Genomic DNA, 19628 nt, shown 5'->3' with positions numbered 1-19628 from the left:
TAAATACCCAGTTCACAAGACCAAACTTGCTCACCATCCCATCGTACAACTTTCTCCCATAATTATTTACAAACCTTAAACTTCCAAAACATAGATTCCTTCTAATTTTGAACTATCTATATACTCCTGAGAGAAATAGTCTTGTTCAATATCATTTCGAACTCTAAACATTCTTAATAGAACCGTATCATCAATATCATCATATTCAATTCCAAGTTCTTTGAATATTTTACTACTTGCTTCATCATCAGAACAAGTTAATACTAATTTAAACTTAGAATTATTGTTTAATTTTTTAAATCGTTTAGCCCAACCTTCAAGTACAATAATACCCAATTTAATCAATTCAAATTTACTTTTCTTTTCAAAATAGCTATTCAAACATAATTCATTATGATTATACTCTAATTCAGCTTTTGATGATGAATTGGCTGAACTAGTTAACAACCCAAAATCTTTAACGCCATCATCAACTTTCAGAAACAGACATTCCTCTGTCTCTAAATAGGATAAATTAATTATTCTGTCTATCACTGTTAAGTCATGACTTGATAATGTAAATTCATTAATTTTACCAAGCATATTCTCCATGATGTTATTTTTTATTATCATCACCATTACACTTCCTTCTTTATAATCCTAGTATCCTAGGAATTTCAAGCCTTTATCAATTGCTTTTTTTACAAGTGGGTCATTTAACATTTTTTGTATTTTAGGTGATGCAACTTGTTCGAATTGATGATCTGCATAAAACTTTTTATCTTCAGGATTGTAATACCATTTTGTATTTTTGGGTTCATGATAATGGATATTGCCTGGATTTTTACCTGGAGCTTGGTTTTCTATATCTACTCGTTCAGTTTTACCCCGTTGCCACATAGTTTTACTACTTATCTGAGGAGCTTTTTCTCCAAGCATTTTAATTCCATTACCACCCGTACCCTTAGCCTTCCCCTTCGGACAATCATCAGTCCCAAGCCCTGCCAATCCCAACGGATCAATAAACCCTACTGGATCGCCATTCACATAGGCAAATCGGTTAAAGGTCTGCCCTTCTGTCACGTCTCCTGCTAAAATGTCTCGATTCAGGAATCGCTTCAGTCCGGGATGATAGTATCTCGCCCTCATGTAATACAAGCCATTCGGGTCGGTCATGACACCATCTCTTCCATTATAACAAAACGGTTGGGAAGTTGTACCATCGTGTTGTTCTAATTCGCCATACACGCCGTAGCTGTAGCGGTCAGTGACTCGTCCGCTCCAATCACTCAGCATCGTGGTACTACCACGCATATCTGTATGATACGACAAATAATTTCCTTGTGCATCCTCTCGACCGATTAGGCCTTGTCCGTACACATAATAGGCTTTCGGCCTACCGTCTTCTCCTAACTCCATAAGAACACGGCTAAGCTCCTCCACTTGGTCGACTACATAGCGTGTTGTCTTTCCCTTCCACGTCATCGAAGTACGTACGTACTCGGCATCATAGGTGTAGTGCGCTTGACCTGTGCGAACTAAGCGATTGCGGGCATCGTAGCATAGGTATGGGTTTGCTCATTCTCTGTCCATGTGAGTAGATTGCCGTCTGCATCCATCTCTACTGGCTGTTCATTTACGAGGGAAAGTCGGTTGTCCTTCCCATATCCCATGACCTTCTTCGGTGTTGCCTCTACCGTCCCAATTCCTGTGACGTTCCCACCTTGGTCGTAGCTATACCAGACGCGACCACCCGGCCATTCACCGCTTACGAGTCGTTTAAGAGAGTCGTAGGTATACTGCTTTTCCTCTTCCTGCACAATTTGTCCTAGCGCATTGTACACGTAGCGATATTTCTGGAGCATGACCCCTTGGCGGTTTTGATCCCACAGACTAATGACGAAATCTTCATATGGATATTACATGAGTTATATTTGTTATTTAGAATTCATTCGGTACTGGGTAGTCCCATTATAAAAAGAAACCTTGAAAGGCACAAAGCCAATCAAGGTTAATTCCGGGTTAATCCCTCTAATTAGTAGATGGGTCAAATGGATAAGGTTCATCCCATTGGTTTATAGTGAGTCCCCATTCACGTATTTTTGTTATAGCCTCTTCACATATTCCTATACTTCCAATGTCGATGTAATAATCATAATCAAATCTTAAAAACATTGATTCACATTGTAACTGAGCCCATAAATTTTCTCTGAGAGCTAATCGACTGAGATATTCTACTTCATGTGTACCAACCACCGCCCCCTCTGTGGCTAATTGGTAAAAATCATAAAGTTCATTAGGATCACTGTCATTAAGCCCTTTTTGTTTGTTACTTTCTTTTATTACTTCCAAACTAAATGGTTTCTCCAGTTGCTCAATGATTAATGCATTTGTATTTGAACACATCATAAAAACCTTAATAGCTTGAATATACAAATTCTCAACAGTTAAATATTCATTAACAGTTAGGACTTTACCATTTATTACTTTCCCAATATCGGAAACTGATGTCCAAGATGGAATTGCCCCTTCCCCATATAGAGGAAGTTCTTGTTCTTTATACTTACTAACCTGCCAATAATATCTAATATCAATCACCTATCCTATTTAGGTATTTATCATAAGTTCCTAATCTGGTATCTTTACTAATCAAATCTTGCGGAGATTTTGCCTTTTTCCAAACCCCACCGTTATCTGTAGAACCAGTTGTTTTTCTTGGCGTATCTGGAGAGATATATTCCTTGCCGTTACTATACACTGCTCTACCATGTGACTTTTCTGGAACTCGTTTATAACCTAATATTTCAGCAGCAATATCTGCCTCTTTATCAGTCCGATACGGTCCATTAGGAGGTGTTGTCTTTTTCGCTGGGCTCCATTTCCCTGTTTTATTATTGTAATCACTAGTTCTTTGTTGCTTACGTTTATAATATCCACCATAAGCATCATTACCCGTCCCCTTATTCCCCTTCGGACAATCATCAGTCCCAAGCCCTGCCAATCCCAGCGGATCAATAAACCCTACTGGGTCGCCATTCACATAGGCAAATCGGTTAAAGGTCTGCCCTTCTGTCACGTCTCCTGCTAAAATGTCTCGATTCAGGAATCGCTTCAGTCCGGGATGATAGTATCTCGCCCTCATGTAATACAAGCCATTCGGGTCGGTCATGACACCATCTCTTCCATTATAACAAAACGGTTGGGAAGTTGTACCATCGTGTTGTTCTAATTCGCCATACACGCCGTAGCTGTAGCGGTCAGTGACTCGTCCGCTCCAATCACTCAGCATCGTGGTACTACCACGCATATCTGTATGATACGACAAATAATTTCCTTGTGCATCCTCTCGACCGATTAGGCCTTGTCCGTACACATAATAGGCTTTCGGCCTACCGTCTTCTCCTAACTCCATAAGAACACGGCTAAGCTCCTCCACTTGGTCGACTACATAGCGTGTTGTCTTTCCCTTCCAAGTCATCGAAGTACGTACGTACTCGGCATCATAGGTGTAGTGCGCTTGACCTGTGCGAACTAAGCGATTACGTGCATCGTACACATAGGTATGAGTTTCCTCATTCTCTGTCCATGTGAGTAGATTGCCGTCTGCATCCATCTCTACGGGCTGTTCATTTACATGGGAAAGTTGGTTGTCCTTTCCATACCCCATAGCCTTCTGGGATGCGGCCTCTATTGTCTTGATTCCTGTGACGTTTCCGCCTTTATCGTAGCTGTACCAGACACGACCGCCGGGCCATTCACCGCTTACTAAACGTTTTAAAGCGTCATAGGTGTACTGCTTTTCCTCTTCCTGTACAATTTGCCCTAGCTCATTGTACACGTAGCGGTATTTCTGAAGCATCACGCCTTGGCGGTTTTGATCCCACAGACGCAGCATTTGTCCAGCGGCATCGTAACTGCGTTGCTCGATGGTTCCATTTGGTCTGACAGTCTTGATCAGTCGCCCATTTTCGTCGTAGACGTAGGTAGTACGACGTCCTGCCCAGTCTTTTACCTCCGTGAGCTGTCCAGCCAAATCGTAAGTATATTGAACAATCTTCCCATCTGGATAGATGAGATGGGTCAGTTGACTATTTTCGTCATAACGGTATCGGATGGTATTTCCGTAGCTATCTGTACAAGCAGTGACACGTCCCAACAGGTCATACTCCCGATGCTTCGCGCCCGCTCCTTCTTCCTGTATCGTAACGAGATTGCCGTCTGTATCGTATTCTCTACGAACTGTGCTAACCTCGTCCTTTTGCTCGATCAGCTGACCTGCGGCATCGTAGCGATAGTGGGTTTCCTGTCCTCTGGCATTGGTACGTTTGTGCATCCAGCCTCGTTCATCATAGGCAAAATGGGTAGCTTCCCCGGTGGCATTTTGTTCCTCCACCACCAATCCACTTTGATCGTACCGAAGCGTCGTTTCGTTTTCATTGGCATCGGTATAGCTGATGAGATGACCTTCCTTGTCATATTGCTGACGATAGATCGCGGCATCGTTTTCCATAACCTCGATTAGACGAGCAACAGTATCGTAGGCATAGGTCGTGTTTTGTCCGAGAGCATTTGTCTTCTTGGTGCACTGATACAATTTATTAAAACCGTACAGCGTTGTATGACCTAGGGCATCTGTAGCGGAAATGAGATTGCCTCCTGCATCATAGCTAACGTCCTGTACCTTATTCCCCAGCGCATCCCAAACCTGAAGGAGGCGTCCGGTTTCATCATAGGCTGCTTTCTCGGTTCGACCTAATGGATCGGTAATGGAGACAATGCGCCCCATTTGATCCCGCTCATAGTGAATTTCTGCTTCATTTGGCTGGATAACGGCAATCAACTGGCCCTCTGTGTCATACCGATAGGTGGTGGTCTGTCCGAGAGCATCGGTTACGCTTTCCATCGATCCCAACACATGATAACGATAACGGGTGATTGCTCCTGAAGGCATCCTTTCTTCCACACGATGATCGAAGGCATCATAGGCAAAGGAATACTGGCGTCCAAGCGGATCGATTACCTGTACGATGTTATCGTTAGCATCATAGGTGCGGCGTACTTTGCCACCTCGTCCATCTTGGAACGAAGCAATACGCCCTACTTCGTCGTAGCCTACTTGTATGACACGACCTTCTCCGTCATAGACACCAGTGAGTAGGCCTTTATCATCGTACTGATAACGGCTCCTCACACCATTCGAATCTGTATAGCTTACGCGTTGTCCGTGCTCGTTGTAGCCAATCTCTGAGCGACTCTCGTCGGAACGGGTAATGCTTACCAAACGTTCACGCTCATCATACGTGTAGCTCGTGATGCCACCCTCCGCATTGATTTCGGACAACAGCAAATCATTCTCGCTGTATACATAGCTGGTTTGGTTCCCTAGTGGATCGACTACTTGAATCAGATTGCCTCGCTCATCGTACTGGTAGGTGGTCGTTTCTCCTTTCCCTACTGTTTCGGCAATCATTTGACCTCGGTCATTATATTCATACGACACACGGCTACCATCTTTTTCTTGTTTCTCTAGAAGTAGCATCCGCTCGTCATGAACCAAGACCTCGGTTACACCCAAGCTGTCTGTGAAAGTCGTAATCATGGAACCAGGCATGCTTTGTGTGTCGTAGCTAAAGTGAGAAGCTAGGCCCAAAGCATTCGTTTGTGCAATGACCCGTCCCTCATGGTCATAGGTATTCTGGTACTGCATGATTCCGTTAACGGTAAGAGACTCGATCTGTCCTTGATCGGTGTATATTAGTTCGCTGACCGTTCCATTCGGATCAATGAATTGGCTAAGACGACGCGACTCATTATAGTCGAATTGTACACTGCGAGAGGCATCATAAACGCTATATAATAGCCCGTCTTGTCCATATGTTAAGGATAGAGAGCGACCTGTAATCACATCTGTCATTTTGACAAGACGATTAGAGGAATCATGGATAAAGGTTAACGCTTGCCCCAAGGCATTCGTTTGTTTACTTACCTGTCCATTTCGTTTAAAGTAGTAGGTTTCCCGCGTATTTCGATTGAACAGCTCAAAACCATTCTCCAGACGGCGAAGCTCGTAGAACATCATGTCTACATCTTCTGAAGAAAACAATGGATTCTCTGCTTCCATCTGCATAAACACATTTCTTCTGCCTGTGTTCCACCAGATGGTAATCTCACCCTGGTCAATACGCTCTATGTCGGCATGCATCTCATAATTATGCGTCCAAGCTTTACCGAGTACGCCTTGTTGAAGAAGCAACGAATTGTAGTGTAGCTCAAACGTCCATGTCTCAGCTCCATACAGCTTCAGAGTAGGATGAATGATAAATTGCGCTCCACAACCAGCATGAATCGGATCGCCTATACAGCTTTTTTTATTGGCCTTCTGCATATCCGCATTTTTTGCCCTTTGAGCGGCTTTTTTGCGCTCTTTTTTAGATAATTTCTTCTTCCCTTTATATTTATTCTTTTTACCACCTATTACTCCCAAAACAGAGGATGCTACATCACCAGCCACTTCTTCTAGCACTTGGTATCCTGCTTCTGTCGCGACTTCTTTTGTAACGGCTTTTCCAATTTTGCCAACACGACTGTTTGCCATTGCCTTGAGCTTCATACTGCTTTTTATCTTTTTAACAGCTGCTAATTGATTGACAGTGCTCTTTAGCTTACGCGAGGCGGTATAGACCTTTCCAACTACTACATCAGCTACCTTTGTGACCACTTTGGCTACATCGGCGGCTTTATCAGCTACTTTGGCTACTGTTTTTCCCATTTTTAACGCCTTCGCGGCTTTCATGCCGAGCTTAGCACCGGTCGCGGCTGCTCCCGCAAATGGAATACACGCCGCCAATGAAAGAGCCGCTCCTGCATAATCTCCACGAGCTACCGAGATGCCCGCATTAGCAACATCGGCAACGATCCCAACTACTGGAATCATCCCCACCACATCTAATGCCAACTGCACGCCATCCAATAAGCTTCCCCAGAAGCCCTTTTCCTCCTCCGGCGGCGGTGGAGGCGGCGCGGGGTCCTCTGGTTCTGGCTCCGGTTCTAGGTCAGCCACTGAGACAGGAGATTTAATTAAGCCATCTACTTTTAGCACCGTTCCCTGAATATCCGTCTCCCCATCTAGCACAATACTGCTTTCCTTACACAGCAGATAAATTGCTTCCTGCGCTTTAATCTCGAACTTAGTATCTGTCTCAATCTCCAAGTCCTTTTCCGCGGAAAACATAATCGCCTTATCGCTATGTATCTCGATGCCGTCTTCTACATCCAGCTTAATAAACATCTTGCCTTCTTTACTGTCCTTAGCAGTAAGTACAAAATCAGAGCCGCCCAGCTTCATCTCCTTGCCAAAGTTCGTGCCCCAGTATTTTTCGCTTGGATTGCCCATCTTCGGAGAATCCTGTCCTGTTTTGCGGACGGAGCTCATCGCTACCGCTCCGTCCTCCTGGCTGGTTGCGAAATAAACCTGGACAGCATCTCCCTCTTGTGGCATACAGTGAAAGCCATCGGCACCTTCTGTTGAGTAGACGGAGGAATACGGAAACCACCAGGCCTTGCTCTTGTCTTGGGTTTTATCGATATCGAGGTGAACCTTGACAGTATCTCTGCGAATCTCAATAATCTTTCCTTCGAGCGAGACACCTGTTAGCTGTTCATTTCGAATCGGGTTCTGCAAAACGCCTTCCTCTTGGCAAAGGGTGTAGGTATATAACAAGCCGCCTTCAGTAAAGCGCGCTGTAGATGCCGCTACCGTCAGCTCCTTCTCCTGAAATAGCACCTTGTCCCCTAATGCAAAATACTGACCGCTTTCCGTCGTATAGTGAGTGAAGGCTGTCTCGTCTAGCTCGCTACCATGTCCCGTGGTGGCTTCCGTGTACCTGTCTAGTGATCTTGCCACACCGTAGTGATAGTCTTGTAGTTGTCCTAATTTTCCATCTGGCACACCAAGTGAGAACTTTGGTGTCTTGGAGCTTGTTTCTGGTAACAAAACCGCACCAAAGCGTGACGCCATTCGCTTGATGAACGCCCAATCTGTCTCTTTATATTGCAGCGTAAAGCCTTCTAACTTGGCACCGTTTGTAGCATAGTCGAGATAGTCTGATCCTGGATAATCCTTTAGAATCAAATCTAGTAGAGCTGTGTACGTCATGTTCTTATCTTGAAAGGATCTGGTCTTCTCTTTTATATCTAGCCGGCTTGTCAGCGAGATGCCTTCTAGCTCGATATAGTAGATGCCACGGACAGCTCGAACGCCGATATTTTCTATGAGTCCCGTAAATAGATTCCGGACCACTCTTCCGTCCTCTACCTCGTTGACCTCGATGATATCGCTACTCGTGGCCATCGCGATGTAGCTATCCTTCTTCTCTTCCGGAATGATTCCGGTTAGATAGAGCTTGGCGTGGTCGGTTGCTTTTTTGACTAGCTGTAGCTCCTGCAATGTTTGGATATCGTAGGGAGATACGACTTGAAGGTTTCCGTATCCCGCTACGTTAGCTGTCGTTTTCACACACAAGCCCCCCCTCCCAATGGGTGGTATGGTATTTCGTCAATATTGCTAGGCTTCTTTTTCCGGTTGTTTGTCCAGTTTGTTTCTTGCTCGTCCTCATTTTCATTTTTTTCCTCCTTTTATACTTATTCGGAGGTTAGTCATTCAATTGTGAATTCCCACAAGATAATTCCAAAATTATTCCATATATAAAAGCCGCACAAACAAAAAAATAAAAAACCTCCAACAGTTCATTTTTTCTGTCAGAGGGCGTAGACTTCTATTGCCATGTTTATCATTATTTCATTCTAGGTTTTACGTAGAAAAAATCGATGAAGCAAGCTTTTATTAATGTAGCAAGACAAAGATAACGCGGCGCGAGATCATTCCTAGATACCTAAGAGCAAATTTTCCCAGTATGTGTGTGAAAATCAGCAAAGATTTTTCTTTTGAAGCGTCTAAATCTACGTATTTTATACCATGCTTCATATATACTAGCACGTTCGTAATGTAGCTCTGACTTGGTTTGATTTTTGTAGTAATTCAGTTTAACCAAATTAACCCGCGAAATTACGAGTAAGGACCTTGTTTCATTCATGGTCTCTAATATAGAAAAAAGCTGTAGTTTAGAGTATAATTAACTTGTTTATTTGTACCTACAAATCAAATAAGTAGATATAAATTATATTCATTATACAAAATGGAGGTATGTAAATTGAAGTTTCCATATGATTTTTTATTTGGAGCTGCTTCAGCTTCTTATCAAGTAGAAGGTGCATGGAATGAAGATGGAAAAGGCGTTACGAATTGGGATGTTTTTTCTAAAATTCCTGGTAAAACATACAATCAGACAAATGGAGATGTGGCTATTGATCATTATCATCGATACAAAGAAGATATTCGATTAATGGCTGAAATGGGATTAGAATCGTATCGTTTTTCCATTTCGTGGGCACGTATTCTACCAACTGGTGATGGAGAGATAAACGAAAAAGGCATAGAATTTTATAACCGAGTCATCGATGAATGTTTACAATATGGGATTGTTCCGTTTGTTACTTTGTACCATTGGGATTTACCATTGACACTTGAAAAAGATGGTGGATGGACGAATAAGCGAACTGCAGAGGCTTTTGTAAAATATGCAGAAATTTGTTTTAAAGCATTTGGCAATCGAGTGAAGCATTGGATTACATTTAATGAGACAGTTATGTTTTGTGGATTAGGGTATTTAAAAGGAGCACATCCACCAGGCGTTCAAAATGATGTTCCAAATTACTTTCAGGCTACTCACCATGTGTTTTATGCACATGCTAAAACAGTTAAAATGTACAAACAGTTAAAGCAATATGGGGAAATCGGCATTACACATGTTTTCTTACCTGCCTATAGTATAGATGATCAGCCGGATAATATATTAGCGGAACGTCATGCGAATGAATATGAGACATTTTGGTTTTATGATCCAATTCTGAAAGGAGAGTATCCATCTTATGTTATACAGCAATTAAAAGTAAAGGGATGGATGCCTAACTGGACTACTGAAGAATTAGAGATTATAAAACAAAACGCTGAGAAAAACGATTTTATCGGTTTGAACTATTACCAACCCATGCGAGTGGAACGATATCATAAGGATACTACGAATGAGATGCATTCTAGAGAAACATCTACTCTTGCCCCAGGTAATCCTTCTTTTGATGGTTTTTATCGAACAGTGCGTATGCAAGACAAAACATATACAAAATGGGGATGGGAAATATCGCCGAAAGGTTTTTTAGATGGCTTGCATATGTTAAAAGAGCGATATGGTAACATTAAAATGTATGTGACGGAAAACGGGCTTGGTGATGAAGATCCAATTATTGATGGAGAAATTGTAGATGTTCCACGAATTAAATATATTGAAGAACATTTAAAAGTTATAAAGCGTGCGATCCAGGAAGGAATTCATGTAAAAGGATATTATGCATGGTCTGTTATTGACCTGTTAAGTTGGTTAAATGGTTATAAAAAGCAATATGGTTTTATTTTTGTAGATCATAATGATAATTTAAAGCGTAAAAAGAAGCTTTCATTTCACTGGTATAAGCATATCATTGAAACAAGGGGTCAAGAGCTGTAAAAGAGAAAAGTTCGTTTTAGGAGACGGAATATGAATGTAAAATATAAAAAAATTGCCGATATTTTAGAGAAAGATATTCGCGATGGAAAATTCAATGACACAAAAAAGTTACCAACTGAAGAAGAGTTAATGAATATATTCCAAGTTAGTCGAAATACGATACGTAAAGTTGTTAGTCAGCTTGTCAACCGAGGTTATATTTTTCAAGTGCAAGGAAGTGGGATGTTTTTACGTGAAGCCCCTATAACAGATTATATTCATTTAGGAAGTCTACGTGGTTTAACGAAAAATCTTGTTTCTCAAAATATCGAAACCAAAGTATTAGAGTTACATGTAATGGAAGCCGACGACACATTAGCAGAACGGATGCAATGTCAGGTAGGAACGAAACTATATTTTGTGAAGCGAGTACGAATTGTAGACGGTAAACCATTTTCAATTGAAATAAGCTTCTTTAAAAAAGACGTTGTGCCCTATTTACATGAAGATATCGCATCGAGTTCCATATATAGTTATTTAATTGAAGACTTGCAGCTCAACATCGGTTTTGCAGATAAAGTGATTAGTTGTGAAAAAATAGATAAAGAAAGTGCACAATTATTAGAAGTAAATGAACACGATCCAACGCTTCTTATTGAAAATACGGTATATCTTGTAAATGGAACGATATTCGAGTTATCTCAATCCATGTTTCATTATCAGAAGACAAAGCTTTTAAATCGAATTAATTTTAAATAAAAGGGCAAGGACAAGCACAGTATATATCCAAACATTTTCAAGCATATACCAAGGAAAAAGGCATTATCATAAGCATGTCTCGTACAGGAAACTGCCATGATAATGCCTTTAAGATAATCTTTTGATTCTCATTTAAAATCAACATACTATACCCACAAAATCTAAAGCAATTACATAATGCTAGTTTTTCAATAAATCATTGATACGGTCCAAACTGGAAGTAAGTTAAAATATGCTGCTGCACTCCCTACACCAACAATTTTTACACTAGCATTCCACGCAAAATACGCAACTACTGACGCAAAGCTACTCACATATCCTGATACAAATAAAGCATTTCCCAATTGTTTTACCGGTACATACATTGCCTTTGGAAAGAGCTTTCAGGTAGTTTAATACCCAGCTCTTCAATTTTTCGTCCTATTTTCAAAATACGACACCTCATTCCTTAACATTTTAATTGAATATCAGCGATAGCATACACAACTGCTGTACCGCTGATTTTTACTCTGTCTCCTAAAGATTTGCAATATAGCGTTCCACCACGCTTAGAGAGCTGTCTCGCTACCATTTCGTCCTTACCTAAGCGTTTTGCCCAGTAGGGAATAAAACTGCAATGCCCAGAACCGCACACGGGATCTTCATTTACATTCAACTTTGGGAAAAAGCATCTAGAAACAAAATCATAATGTTCACTTTTTGCTGTAATTAAAACCCCCAAACCATCTGACAATTTTTCCAGCTTAGAAAAATCAGGAGATGCATTTTGAACATCCTCTTCCGTTTCTAATACAAACATTAAATCTCTGCCCAAATAGGTTTCGATAGGCTTTACCCCAAGAGCTTCGACCATTTGCTTTGTCAACGTATGTTTTTCAGGCATTCTGCTAGGTAAATCCATTTCATAAAGTTCATCTTTTTTTAATACAACAAGCTCCCCGGGGGAGAGATTGATCTCTGTGGCCATGCTACTTTGGCAACAGCCTATGTAATTGCCAACTATTATGAAAATAATGTGGACAGAATTAAGTTTCAGACAATGAGTGAAGAAGGTGTACAATTACCGTCAGTACGTGAACTATCTAAACAGCTCGAAGTAAGTTTAGTTACAGTAGTAAAGGCATACACCAAACTGGAACAAGAGAATTTTGTCACTTCTATCCAAGGAAAGGGAACATTCGTAAAGGCGGACAGAAAAGAAATAGTGGATAGACAAAAGGAGGTTCACTCTTATAATTGGCAACTATCTGTTCAAGATTATTTACCTAGATCTCAGTTTGCTCAGTTTCATCATGCCCCTGAGAAGATTCACCTTTCATCCTCTATGATTGATCCGGGACTTCTACCTAATCGATATTTAGAGCGAGAGATATACCAAATGTTTTCTGAAAACCCAAGAATTTTATCACAATATGGAGAAATTCAAGGTGATGAACAACTTAGAAACGCAATGTATGAGTATGTAAAAGAATTTGAAGCTCCTACTACACCTGAGAACATTTTAGTTACAAGTGGTTCACAGCAAGGAATAGATCTTGTTGCACGCACATTTGTTGGACCAGGTGATGTAGTTGTAATGGAAGCCCCTACGTATCCAGGAGCTATTGATGTTTTTAGAGGTAGAGGAGCTACAATACTTACTGTTCCTGTTGATCAAGATGGGATGCGAGTAGATATACTTCAAAATTTATGTGACAAATATAAACCCAAAGTTATTTATACGATTCCAACTTTTCATAATCCAACAGGTGCTGTTATGACGTTTAAACGGCGAAAACAAATTCTTAATTTAGCTCAAAGTATCCAAAGTATTATTATAGAGGATGATCCATGGAGTGAAATTTACTTTGATAAGAAACCACCGGCCTCCATTAAAAGTATGGATCAGTATGGCCATGTAGTTTATGTAAAAGGTTTAAGTAAAACACTAGCGCCAGGTTGTAGAATTGGAATAGTAGCTGCTTCTGGTTCCATATTCAAACGTCTATTGGCAGCCAAAGCAAATACTGATTTAGGAAGTCCTTTGCTCACACAAAAATCAATATTACCATTTATCAAATCTAAAAAAATGATTGATCATACAAAAAAACTACGAACTGCTCTAAAGATAAGACGAGATTTGGTTCTTGAGTTACTTTCCAAACATGCGCCTTTTGAGGTATCGTGGATAATCCCGAAAGGAGGATTAAACGTATGGATTAGTCTTCCCTCTTGGATAGATACGAATCACCTCCTATTAGAAGCAAAGAAACAGCAACTAACATTCTTACCTGGATCAGCATGCTACCCTGTGGAGTTAGAAAATCATCACTTACGATTGAGCTACTCTTATATGAGTGAACAACTATTACATGAAGGAGTTACAACATTATGTAGCATTTTTCATTCAGTCATTTCATCAAAAAAACAGCATGACAACTCGCTGTTTTTTTGATGCCCGATTTTCCTTTGATCCTGAAGGAAAATCGTTTTTTAGATTGTTTGTGTAACCTCTTCAACAACCTTGATTGAATAGTTTCTCCTTTTGTAAGGGTGGATCCCCCCCTAAGCGACACTCTTCGGCCACTCCAAACAAATTAACAGCAAAAAGTCGATCCCTGAGCATACAGGAAATCGACTTTTTGTTTTTATAAGTTTACTTAGCGATTTTTTTCGAAATGTTGATGTACCCCTTTCTTATTTTAAGAGAAGGATTAGACATATACATAACATCCGAAATTTAACTGAATATTACAACATTTCAGTTAAATAATTCCAATCACATTCAAAAAGACAATAATAATCGCAATCGGAGCGACAAATCGAAGCAAAAATACCCAGCAAGTAAACAAGGACTTCCCGTAGTTTCCACCTACGAAAAATTCAGCCTCCAATATCTTTTTCTCCATTTTAAACGATACGAAAATACTAATAAACAAAGCTCCAAGTGGCATTAAAATATTAAGTGATAAAAAATCTACTGCATCAAAAATATTTTTACCAAAGATTGTAACATCACTCCATATACCAAATGAAAGTGCTGACGGAATACCTACTAAGAAAATACATAGACCAATTGTCCATGACAATTTTTTTCTTCTTTCTTGCTGACCATTTGCTATGGCTGAAACAACTGTTTCAAGTAAAGAAAATGCAGATGTTAAAGTTGCAAAGGCGAATAGTGCAAGAAATACTGTTAAGAAGAAACTTCCAAATGGAATTTGACTAAACACGGATGGTAAAACGATAAATAGCAACCCTGGTCCCTCTGTTGGCTCCATTCCCAATGAAAATACTGCTGGAAAAATAGCAAGGCCGGCAAATAGAGAAACAAATAAATTCAATGCTACAATCGTTACTGCTGATCGTGGTAAACTTTCTTTTTTATTTAAATAAGAACTATACGTAATCATAATGGAAATCCCAATACTAATCGCAAAGAATGATTGACCCATTGCGAATAAAATACTTTCTGAAGTGATTTTTGAGAAGTCAGGTTGTAAGAAAAACGTAACACCCCTCATGGCATCATCAAGTGTTAATGAACGAATAATAAGAGCGATAAACAGAATGAACAATGCTGGTAACATGTATTTACTCGCTTTTTCAATTCCATTTTGTACACCTTTTGATACAACATATATCGTAATAAACATAAAAGCAAAATGCCCGACAATGGCCCAAACTGGATTCCCAATTGTTTCGGTAAATACCGCGCTATAATTTTGCTGTGGTGTAATAAGTTGTCCTGTTACTCCTCTGAATAAATAAATTAATACCCAACCACCAACAACACTGTAGAATGATAGCAAAATAAAGCAAGTACCAACGCCAAGACGTCCAATCCAGTGCCACCCTGTATTTGGTGCAATACTTTTAAATGCTCCAATTGCTTGTTTTTGTGTACTACGCCCTATCATAAATTCAGCTAATAATAGCGGAAGACCAATTAATACAGTAAACAATATAAAGATTAAAAAGAATGCTCCTCCCCCGCTCTTTCCAGCGATATAAGGAAATTTCCATATTGCGCCAAGGCCAATTGCAGATCCTGCTGCGGCCATTATAAATCCTAATTTCGAAGTCCATTGCTCCGTCTGTTTCATCAAATTTTCCTCCTAATTAAATGACTTTATATTAATAAACAAATATTATTGACCAATCCATAAAACCTCCATTTCTTCCTGTATAAATAAAAAATGGCCTAGCATCCCTTTATATAAAGAGACGCTAAGCCATTTACTTAACGCGGTACCACTCTTATTGATTCCATAATGAATCCACCTTAGCAGTAATCGTTTGATTACGAACCTGATATCGAAGGTTAGTCGTTAAGATTTACTAAGAATTAGACTTCCGTTCCACCTTACTGCTCCTAGGCGAGTTCAAGATGTCATTTGACTATGTCGCACCAACCCATAGCTCTCTGCACAAATACATGACCTTACTACTCCTATTCATCGCATTCCAATATTCCGAATATATTTTCCTTTGAAATTACTAAGAATTATATAGGGTATATTTGCGACTGTCAAGCAAGATATTAATTTTTTTATCAAAAAAAGAAACTATAAAAATAGAAAAGAATATTTTCACAAATTTAAAACATTAGGGGCGATCCTTGTTATTTTCAAAGTTTCAATACGCGCTCCTTGTATAGAAGCAATCTACAATACACTTTTGTACGTATACTCTGCGGATTCGCTTGCTTACTCTACCGTCAGAGGGCACCTATCCTAATCTAGCAGATTCCTCAAAGCTACGCGCCAAATTAGCCATTTCAATAGCGGAGGTAGCCGCTTCACATCCTTTGTTACCAGCCTTTGTCCCAGCACGTTCAATAGCTTGTTCAATATTATCAGTTGTCAGGACACCAAAAATAACAGGTACTCCACTGGTCATAGAAAGAGCTGCTACCCCTTTTGCACATTCATTACATACATAATCAAAATGAGGAGTTGATCCGCGAATCACCGCTCCTAACGTAATAATCGCATCAAAACGCGCTGTTTCAGCCATTTTTTTTGCCATAAGTGGAATCTCAAAGGCTCCCGGAACCCATGCGATTTCAATCTGTTTTTCTTCCACGCCATGTCGTTTTAGTGTATCTATAGCCCCACTTACCAGCTTACTGACAATTAACTCATTAAATCGACCAGCAACAACTCCGATACGTAATCCTGAACCTACGAGATTGCCTTCCCAGATTTTCATAGCCATCCTCATTTCCTCATTATAGTAAAGTTAGCATATGCCCTAATTTTTGTTGCTTGGTATGCAGATATCTTTGATTGTGCTTATGACTTTTTATTTGGAGTGGTACACGCTCTACTACTTCCAAACCATAACCATTGAGCGCAACGATTTTTCTAGGATTATTGGTTAACAGGCGCAATTTCTTGGCACCCAAGTCGCGCAATATTTGTGCACCAATTCCGTATTCACGCAAATCAGCAGGGAAGCCTAGCCGTTCATTGGCTTCAACAGTATCTAAGCCTTCTTCTTGCAACTGATATGCTTTTAATTTGTTTATTAAACCAATCCCACGCCCTTCTTGCCTCATATATAGAAGAATTCCCGTTCCTGCTTCATCGATTTGTTGTAAGGCCGCATGCAATTGAGGTCCGCAGTCGCAACGAAGAGACCCAAATATATCACCTGTTAAACATTCAGAATGTACCCGCACTAAAACAGGATGTGCAGTACAAATATCTCCCTTAACAAGGGCTACATGCTCCTTTCCGTCCAACGTATTAGAGTAGGCAAAAATACGAAAATCTCCGTATTCCGTAGGCAAAGTTGTCTTTGCTTCCTTTTTCACCAACGATTCACTTTGCATGCGATAATGAATCAATTGTTCGATCGAAACAATCTTTAAGTCTAAACGTTTCGCTATTTCTAATAAAGCAGGTAAACGGGCCATGCTTCCGTCCTCTTGCATGATTTCGCAAATCACACCAGCTGGATAACCACCAGCAAGCTTTGCCAGATCTACTGCCGCTTCTGTATGTCCTGCTCTTTTTAATACTCCACCCTCCTTGGCAACCAACGGAAAGATATGTCCAGGACGTCGGAAACGATCAGCTACTGCTTGCGGATCGAGCATCGCCATGATCGTTTGCGAACGTTCATGCGCTGATATACCAGTATGCGTGTCCCTTTCATCAATTGAAACTGTAAAAGCTGTTCCATGATGATCTGTATTATTTTCTACCATCTGTCTTAACTGCAACTCGCGAGCTCTTTTGTCCTCAATCGAAACGCAAACCAACCCTCTCCCATGAGTAACCATGAAATTGATCATTTCAGGTGTTGCCTTCTCCGCCATACATAGAAAGTCTCCCTCATTTTCCCGATTCTCGTCATCAACAACAATGATGGGCTTTCCTTGACGCAATGATTCCAAGGCCTCTTCTATCGTGTGAAGCATGTAGATTCCTCCCCTACCCTATTGGTATTACACAAACCCATTGTCACGTAAAAAGCTTTCTGTTACAGATTGTTGCTTGGCACCAGCAGGATGCAAAGAATTGAACAAATCTCCCTGAGGAGCTAGTAGCCTTTCCACGTACTTTCCGATTACATCATTTTCAAGGTTTACGTAATCTCCCACCTGTTTCTTTCCGAGCGTTGTAACTGTTGCTGTATGCGGAATGATCGAGATGGAAAAGGAGTTGGCTTTGATGTCAACCACTGTTAGGCTTATTCCATCTACTGTAATGGAGCCTCGGGGAATGAGATAACGTTTTATATCTGCTCCCGCTTCGATTTCAAATAGAATGGCATTTTCATTTTGTCTTTTAGATAAAATTCTCCCTGTACCATCAACATGCCCTGATACCAGATGTCCACCTAGTCTATCTCCTAAAGACATTGCCCGTTCCAAATTTACTAGATCACCATTACGGAGCTCGCTTAGAGTCGTCCTCTTCAGCGTCTCTGGCATGACATCGACGACAAAACCGTTTCCTGTAAACTCGGTAACCGTCAAACAAACCCCATTCACTGCAATGGAATCACCTAGTTTACTCTCCTCTACCACCAAACTAGCTTTTATATGCAGACTTCCAGCTTTTTGACTGGTTAAAATTCCATTGATCGTTCCCATTTCCTCGATAATTCCCGTGAACATGATCGTCTTCACTCCTTATGAATTGATTGGATCTGTCCAAAGTGGGTAACCCGTTATCCTCAGTTCCTGTTCACTCACGGTCTCTACTGCTACATCCCTCAGCCTGATTGCATCTTTCATAAAGGGGATGCCGAATCCCCCATAGGCAACGGGAGCCTGCTCTCCACCCACGAGTGTAAAAGCGACATAGGCGATTACTTTTTGTATTGCTTTTGCTTCTAAAAAAGCCCCACTTATCTTGCTACCACCCTCCACAAGTACCGAGACAATTTGAGCCTCTCCCAAGGTTTGTAGAACAAAAGGTATCGTTAGTTGATCTTCCTGCTGCACCGTAATCCGGATTCCTTTTGCGCGCAGAAACGCTGCTTTTTGTTGAGAAGCTCTTCTTGTGGTAAAAATCCAGACCAAAGATGTAGAATCATTCAAAATAGTAGCTGTCTTTGGAATACGAAGTGTTTGATCAAGAATGACACGTATCGGCTGCTTTCCATTTTCATACAACCGAGCTGTAAGTAAAGGATCATCTTGTATTACTGTGCTGATGCCCACTAAAATAGCGTCAGATTTGGCTCTTTCCTCATGAACTTCTCTTCGTGCAACTTCACTTGTAATCCATTTGCTATCGCCTGTTGTTGTGGCCAACTTCCCATCTAATGTACTAGCTGTCTTCAACGTAACAAACGGCCTTCTCGTGTTGATATAATGAAAAAATGACTCATTACATTGTCGGGCTTCTTTCTCCATTACACCGGTTTGTACATCAACACCCGCATTTTTTAGTACTGCTAATCCTTTACCTGCCACCAGCGGATTGGAATCTACTATAGCGATGACAACCCGCGCAACTCCTGCCTCCAGTAGCGCTTGCACACATGGTGGTGTTTTCCCATAATGACTGCATGGCTCTAGGGTTACGTACACAGTCGCCCCCTTTGCCTTTTCCCCAGCCATTCGTAAGGCGTGAATTTCAGCGTGGGATTCACCTGCTCGCAGATGTGCGCCCATTCCTACGATGCTCCCGTGTTTAACAATAACAGCACCCACTGTAGGATTAGGGGATGTCTGATGCCTTGCTCCCTCTGCCAATTGGATTGCTATCTTCATAAAAGATTGATCCAAAAGTGCTTGATTCTCACGTTCGCTCCTCTCGTGTTTTTGATACTCACTCATAAAGCGTTCCT

Annotated in this window: 13 protein-coding genes, 1 pseudogene and 1 other annotated feature; of the genes and pseudogenes, 3 read left to right on the top strand and 11 right to left on the bottom strand. The window is 40.8% G+C overall.

Annotation, left to right across the window (positions count from 1 at the left end; genetic code table 11):
• Positions 1-75 precede the first annotated feature (75 nt).
• The 5 genes from ACQV1I_RS12230 to ACQV1I_RS12210 all read right to left on the bottom strand — a co-directional run bounded on the left by ACQV1I_RS12230 (position 76) and on the right by ACQV1I_RS12210 (position 8494).
• On the bottom strand, positions 76-618 hold the full coding sequence (locus ACQV1I_RS12230; protein ID WP_116334479.1) for a hypothetical protein: 543 nt from the start codon (positions 616-618) through the stop codon (positions 76-78).
• Between the two features lie 21 nt (positions 619-639).
• Positions 640-1464, bottom strand: coding sequence for an RHS repeat domain-containing protein (locus ACQV1I_RS12225; protein WP_236645828.1), 825 nt, complete (start codon positions 1462-1464; stop codon positions 640-642).
• Between the two features lie 53 nt (positions 1465-1517).
• On the bottom strand, positions 1518-1844 hold the full coding sequence (locus ACQV1I_RS12220; RefSeq protein ID WP_236645829.1) for a hypothetical protein: 327 nt from the start codon (positions 1842-1844) through the stop codon (positions 1518-1520).
• A 166-nt stretch (positions 1845-2010) separates the two neighbouring features.
• The gene (locus ACQV1I_RS12215) at positions 2011-2577 is read right to left on the bottom strand and encodes a hypothetical protein (protein ID WP_116334480.1); all 567 of its coding nucleotides are present in this window, start codon (positions 2575-2577) and stop codon (positions 2011-2013) included.
• Positions 2570-8494, bottom strand: a complete 5925-nt coding sequence (locus tag ACQV1I_RS12210; protein WP_116334481.1) for a toxin C-terminal domain-containing protein — start codon at positions 8492-8494, stop codon at positions 2570-2572. Before ACQV1I_RS12210 ends, ACQV1I_RS12215 begins: the two co-directional genes overlap by 8 nt.
• A 694-nt stretch (positions 8495-9188) precedes the next feature.
• Here ACQV1I_RS12210 and ACQV1I_RS12205 point away from each other — a divergent pair.
• A complete protein-coding gene (locus tag ACQV1I_RS12205; protein WP_116334482.1) occupies positions 9189-10598 on the top strand; it encodes a GH1 family beta-glucosidase in 1410 nt (469 codons plus the stop codon).
• A 30-nt stretch (positions 10599-10628) separates the two neighbouring features.
• Positions 10629-11336 carry a GntR family transcriptional regulator gene (locus ACQV1I_RS12200; RefSeq protein WP_094702431.1) on the top strand — a complete coding sequence of 236 codons (708 nt, stop codon included), beginning with the start codon at positions 10629-10631 and terminating at the stop codon, positions 11334-11336.
• Positions 11337-11784: 448 nt separating this feature from the next.
• Here the strand turns inward: ACQV1I_RS12200 and ACQV1I_RS12195 are convergent.
• Positions 11785-12276: pseudogene (locus ACQV1I_RS12195) on the bottom strand (PhzF family phenazine biosynthesis protein); the annotation flags it as partial.
• Positions 12277-12375: 99 nt separating this feature from the next.
• Here ACQV1I_RS12195 and ACQV1I_RS12190 point away from each other — a divergent pair.
• Positions 12376-13770, top strand: coding sequence for a PLP-dependent aminotransferase family protein (locus ACQV1I_RS12190; RefSeq protein WP_328588852.1), 1395 nt, complete (start codon positions 12376-12378; stop codon positions 13768-13770).
• Positions 13771-14080: 310 nt separating this feature from the next.
• Here the strand turns inward: ACQV1I_RS12190 and ACQV1I_RS12185 are convergent, their stop codons facing one another.
• From ACQV1I_RS12185 to ribD, 5 genes are all read right to left on the bottom strand, one after another.
• A complete protein-coding gene (locus ACQV1I_RS12185; protein WP_094702433.1) occupies positions 14081-15421 on the bottom strand; it encodes a sodium-dependent transporter in 1341 nt (446 codons plus the stop codon).
• Between the two features lie 114 nt (positions 15422-15535).
• Positions 15536-15785 (bottom strand) — a binding site (T-box leader).
• Between the two features lie 261 nt (positions 15786-16046).
• Positions 16047-16529, bottom strand: coding sequence for a 6,7-dimethyl-8-ribityllumazine synthase (gene ribH, locus ACQV1I_RS12180; RefSeq protein ID WP_026315097.1), 483 nt, complete (start codon positions 16527-16529; stop codon positions 16047-16049).
• A 19-nt stretch (positions 16530-16548) separates the two neighbouring features.
• On the bottom strand, positions 16549-17745 hold the full coding sequence (locus ACQV1I_RS12175; protein ID WP_094702435.1) for a bifunctional 3,4-dihydroxy-2-butanone-4-phosphate synthase/GTP cyclohydrolase II: 1197 nt from the start codon (positions 17743-17745) through the stop codon (positions 16549-16551).
• 27 nt (positions 17746-17772) lie between these two features.
• Positions 17773-18447, bottom strand: a complete 675-nt coding sequence (locus ACQV1I_RS12170) for a riboflavin synthase (RefSeq protein ID WP_116334484.1) — start codon at positions 18445-18447, stop codon at positions 17773-17775.
• Between the two features lie 15 nt (positions 18448-18462).
• Positions 18463-19617 (bottom strand): bifunctional diaminohydroxyphosphoribosylaminopyrimidine deaminase/5-amino-6-(5-phosphoribosylamino)uracil reductase RibD, encoded by a 1155-nt coding sequence (ribD, locus tag ACQV1I_RS12165; RefSeq protein ID WP_116334485.1) that lies wholly within the window; start codon positions 19615-19617, stop codon positions 18463-18465.
• Positions 19618-19628: the final 11 nt, after the last annotated feature.

The sequence above is a fragment of the Brevibacillus sp. JB24b genome (genome assembly GCF_051713385.1).
In the GTDB taxonomy this organism is placed as follows: domain Bacteria; phylum Bacillota; class Bacilli; order Brevibacillales; family Brevibacillaceae; genus Brevibacillus_B; species Brevibacillus_B laterosporus.
Note: the sequence above shows the minus strand (reverse complement) of the source record. Positions and strands in the feature narration are given on the sequence as shown.

Bases quoted from the DNA above. Each gene is read 5' to 3' on its own strand.
- ACQV1I_RS12230 (WP_116334479.1), bottom strand. From the start codon at position 618: ATGGTGATGATAATAAAAAATAACATCATGGAGAATATGCTTGGTAAA.
- ACQV1I_RS12225 (WP_236645828.1), bottom strand. From the start codon at position 1,464: ATGACGTGGAAGGGAAAGACAACACGCTATGTAGTCGACCAAGTGGAG.
- ACQV1I_RS12220 (WP_236645829.1), bottom strand. From the start codon at position 1,844: ATGCTCCAGAAATATCGCTACGTGTACAATGCGCTAGGACAAATTGTG.
- ACQV1I_RS12200 (WP_094702431.1), top strand. From the start codon at position 10,629: ATGAATGTAAAATATAAAAAAATTGCCGATATTTTAGAGAAAGATATT.
- ACQV1I_RS12190 (WP_328588852.1), top strand. From the start codon at position 12,376: ATGAGTGAAGAAGGTGTACAATTACCGTCAGTACGTGAACTATCTAAA.
- ACQV1I_RS12185 (WP_094702433.1), bottom strand. From the start codon at position 15,421: ATGAAACAGACGGAGCAATGGACTTCGAAATTAGGATTTATAATGGCC.
- ribH (WP_026315097.1), bottom strand. From the start codon at position 16,529: ATGAAAATCTGGGAAGGCAATCTCGTAGGTTCAGGATTACGTATCGGA.
- ACQV1I_RS12175 (WP_094702435.1), bottom strand. From the start codon at position 17,745: ATGCTTCACACGATAGAAGAGGCCTTGGAATCATTGCGTCAAGGAAAG.
- ACQV1I_RS12170 (WP_116334484.1), bottom strand. From the start codon at position 18,447: ATGTTCACGGGAATTATCGAGGAAATGGGAACGATCAATGGAATTTTA.
- ribD (WP_116334485.1), bottom strand. From the start codon at position 19,617: ATGAGTGAGTATCAAAAACACGAGAGGAGCGAACGTGAGAATCAAGCA.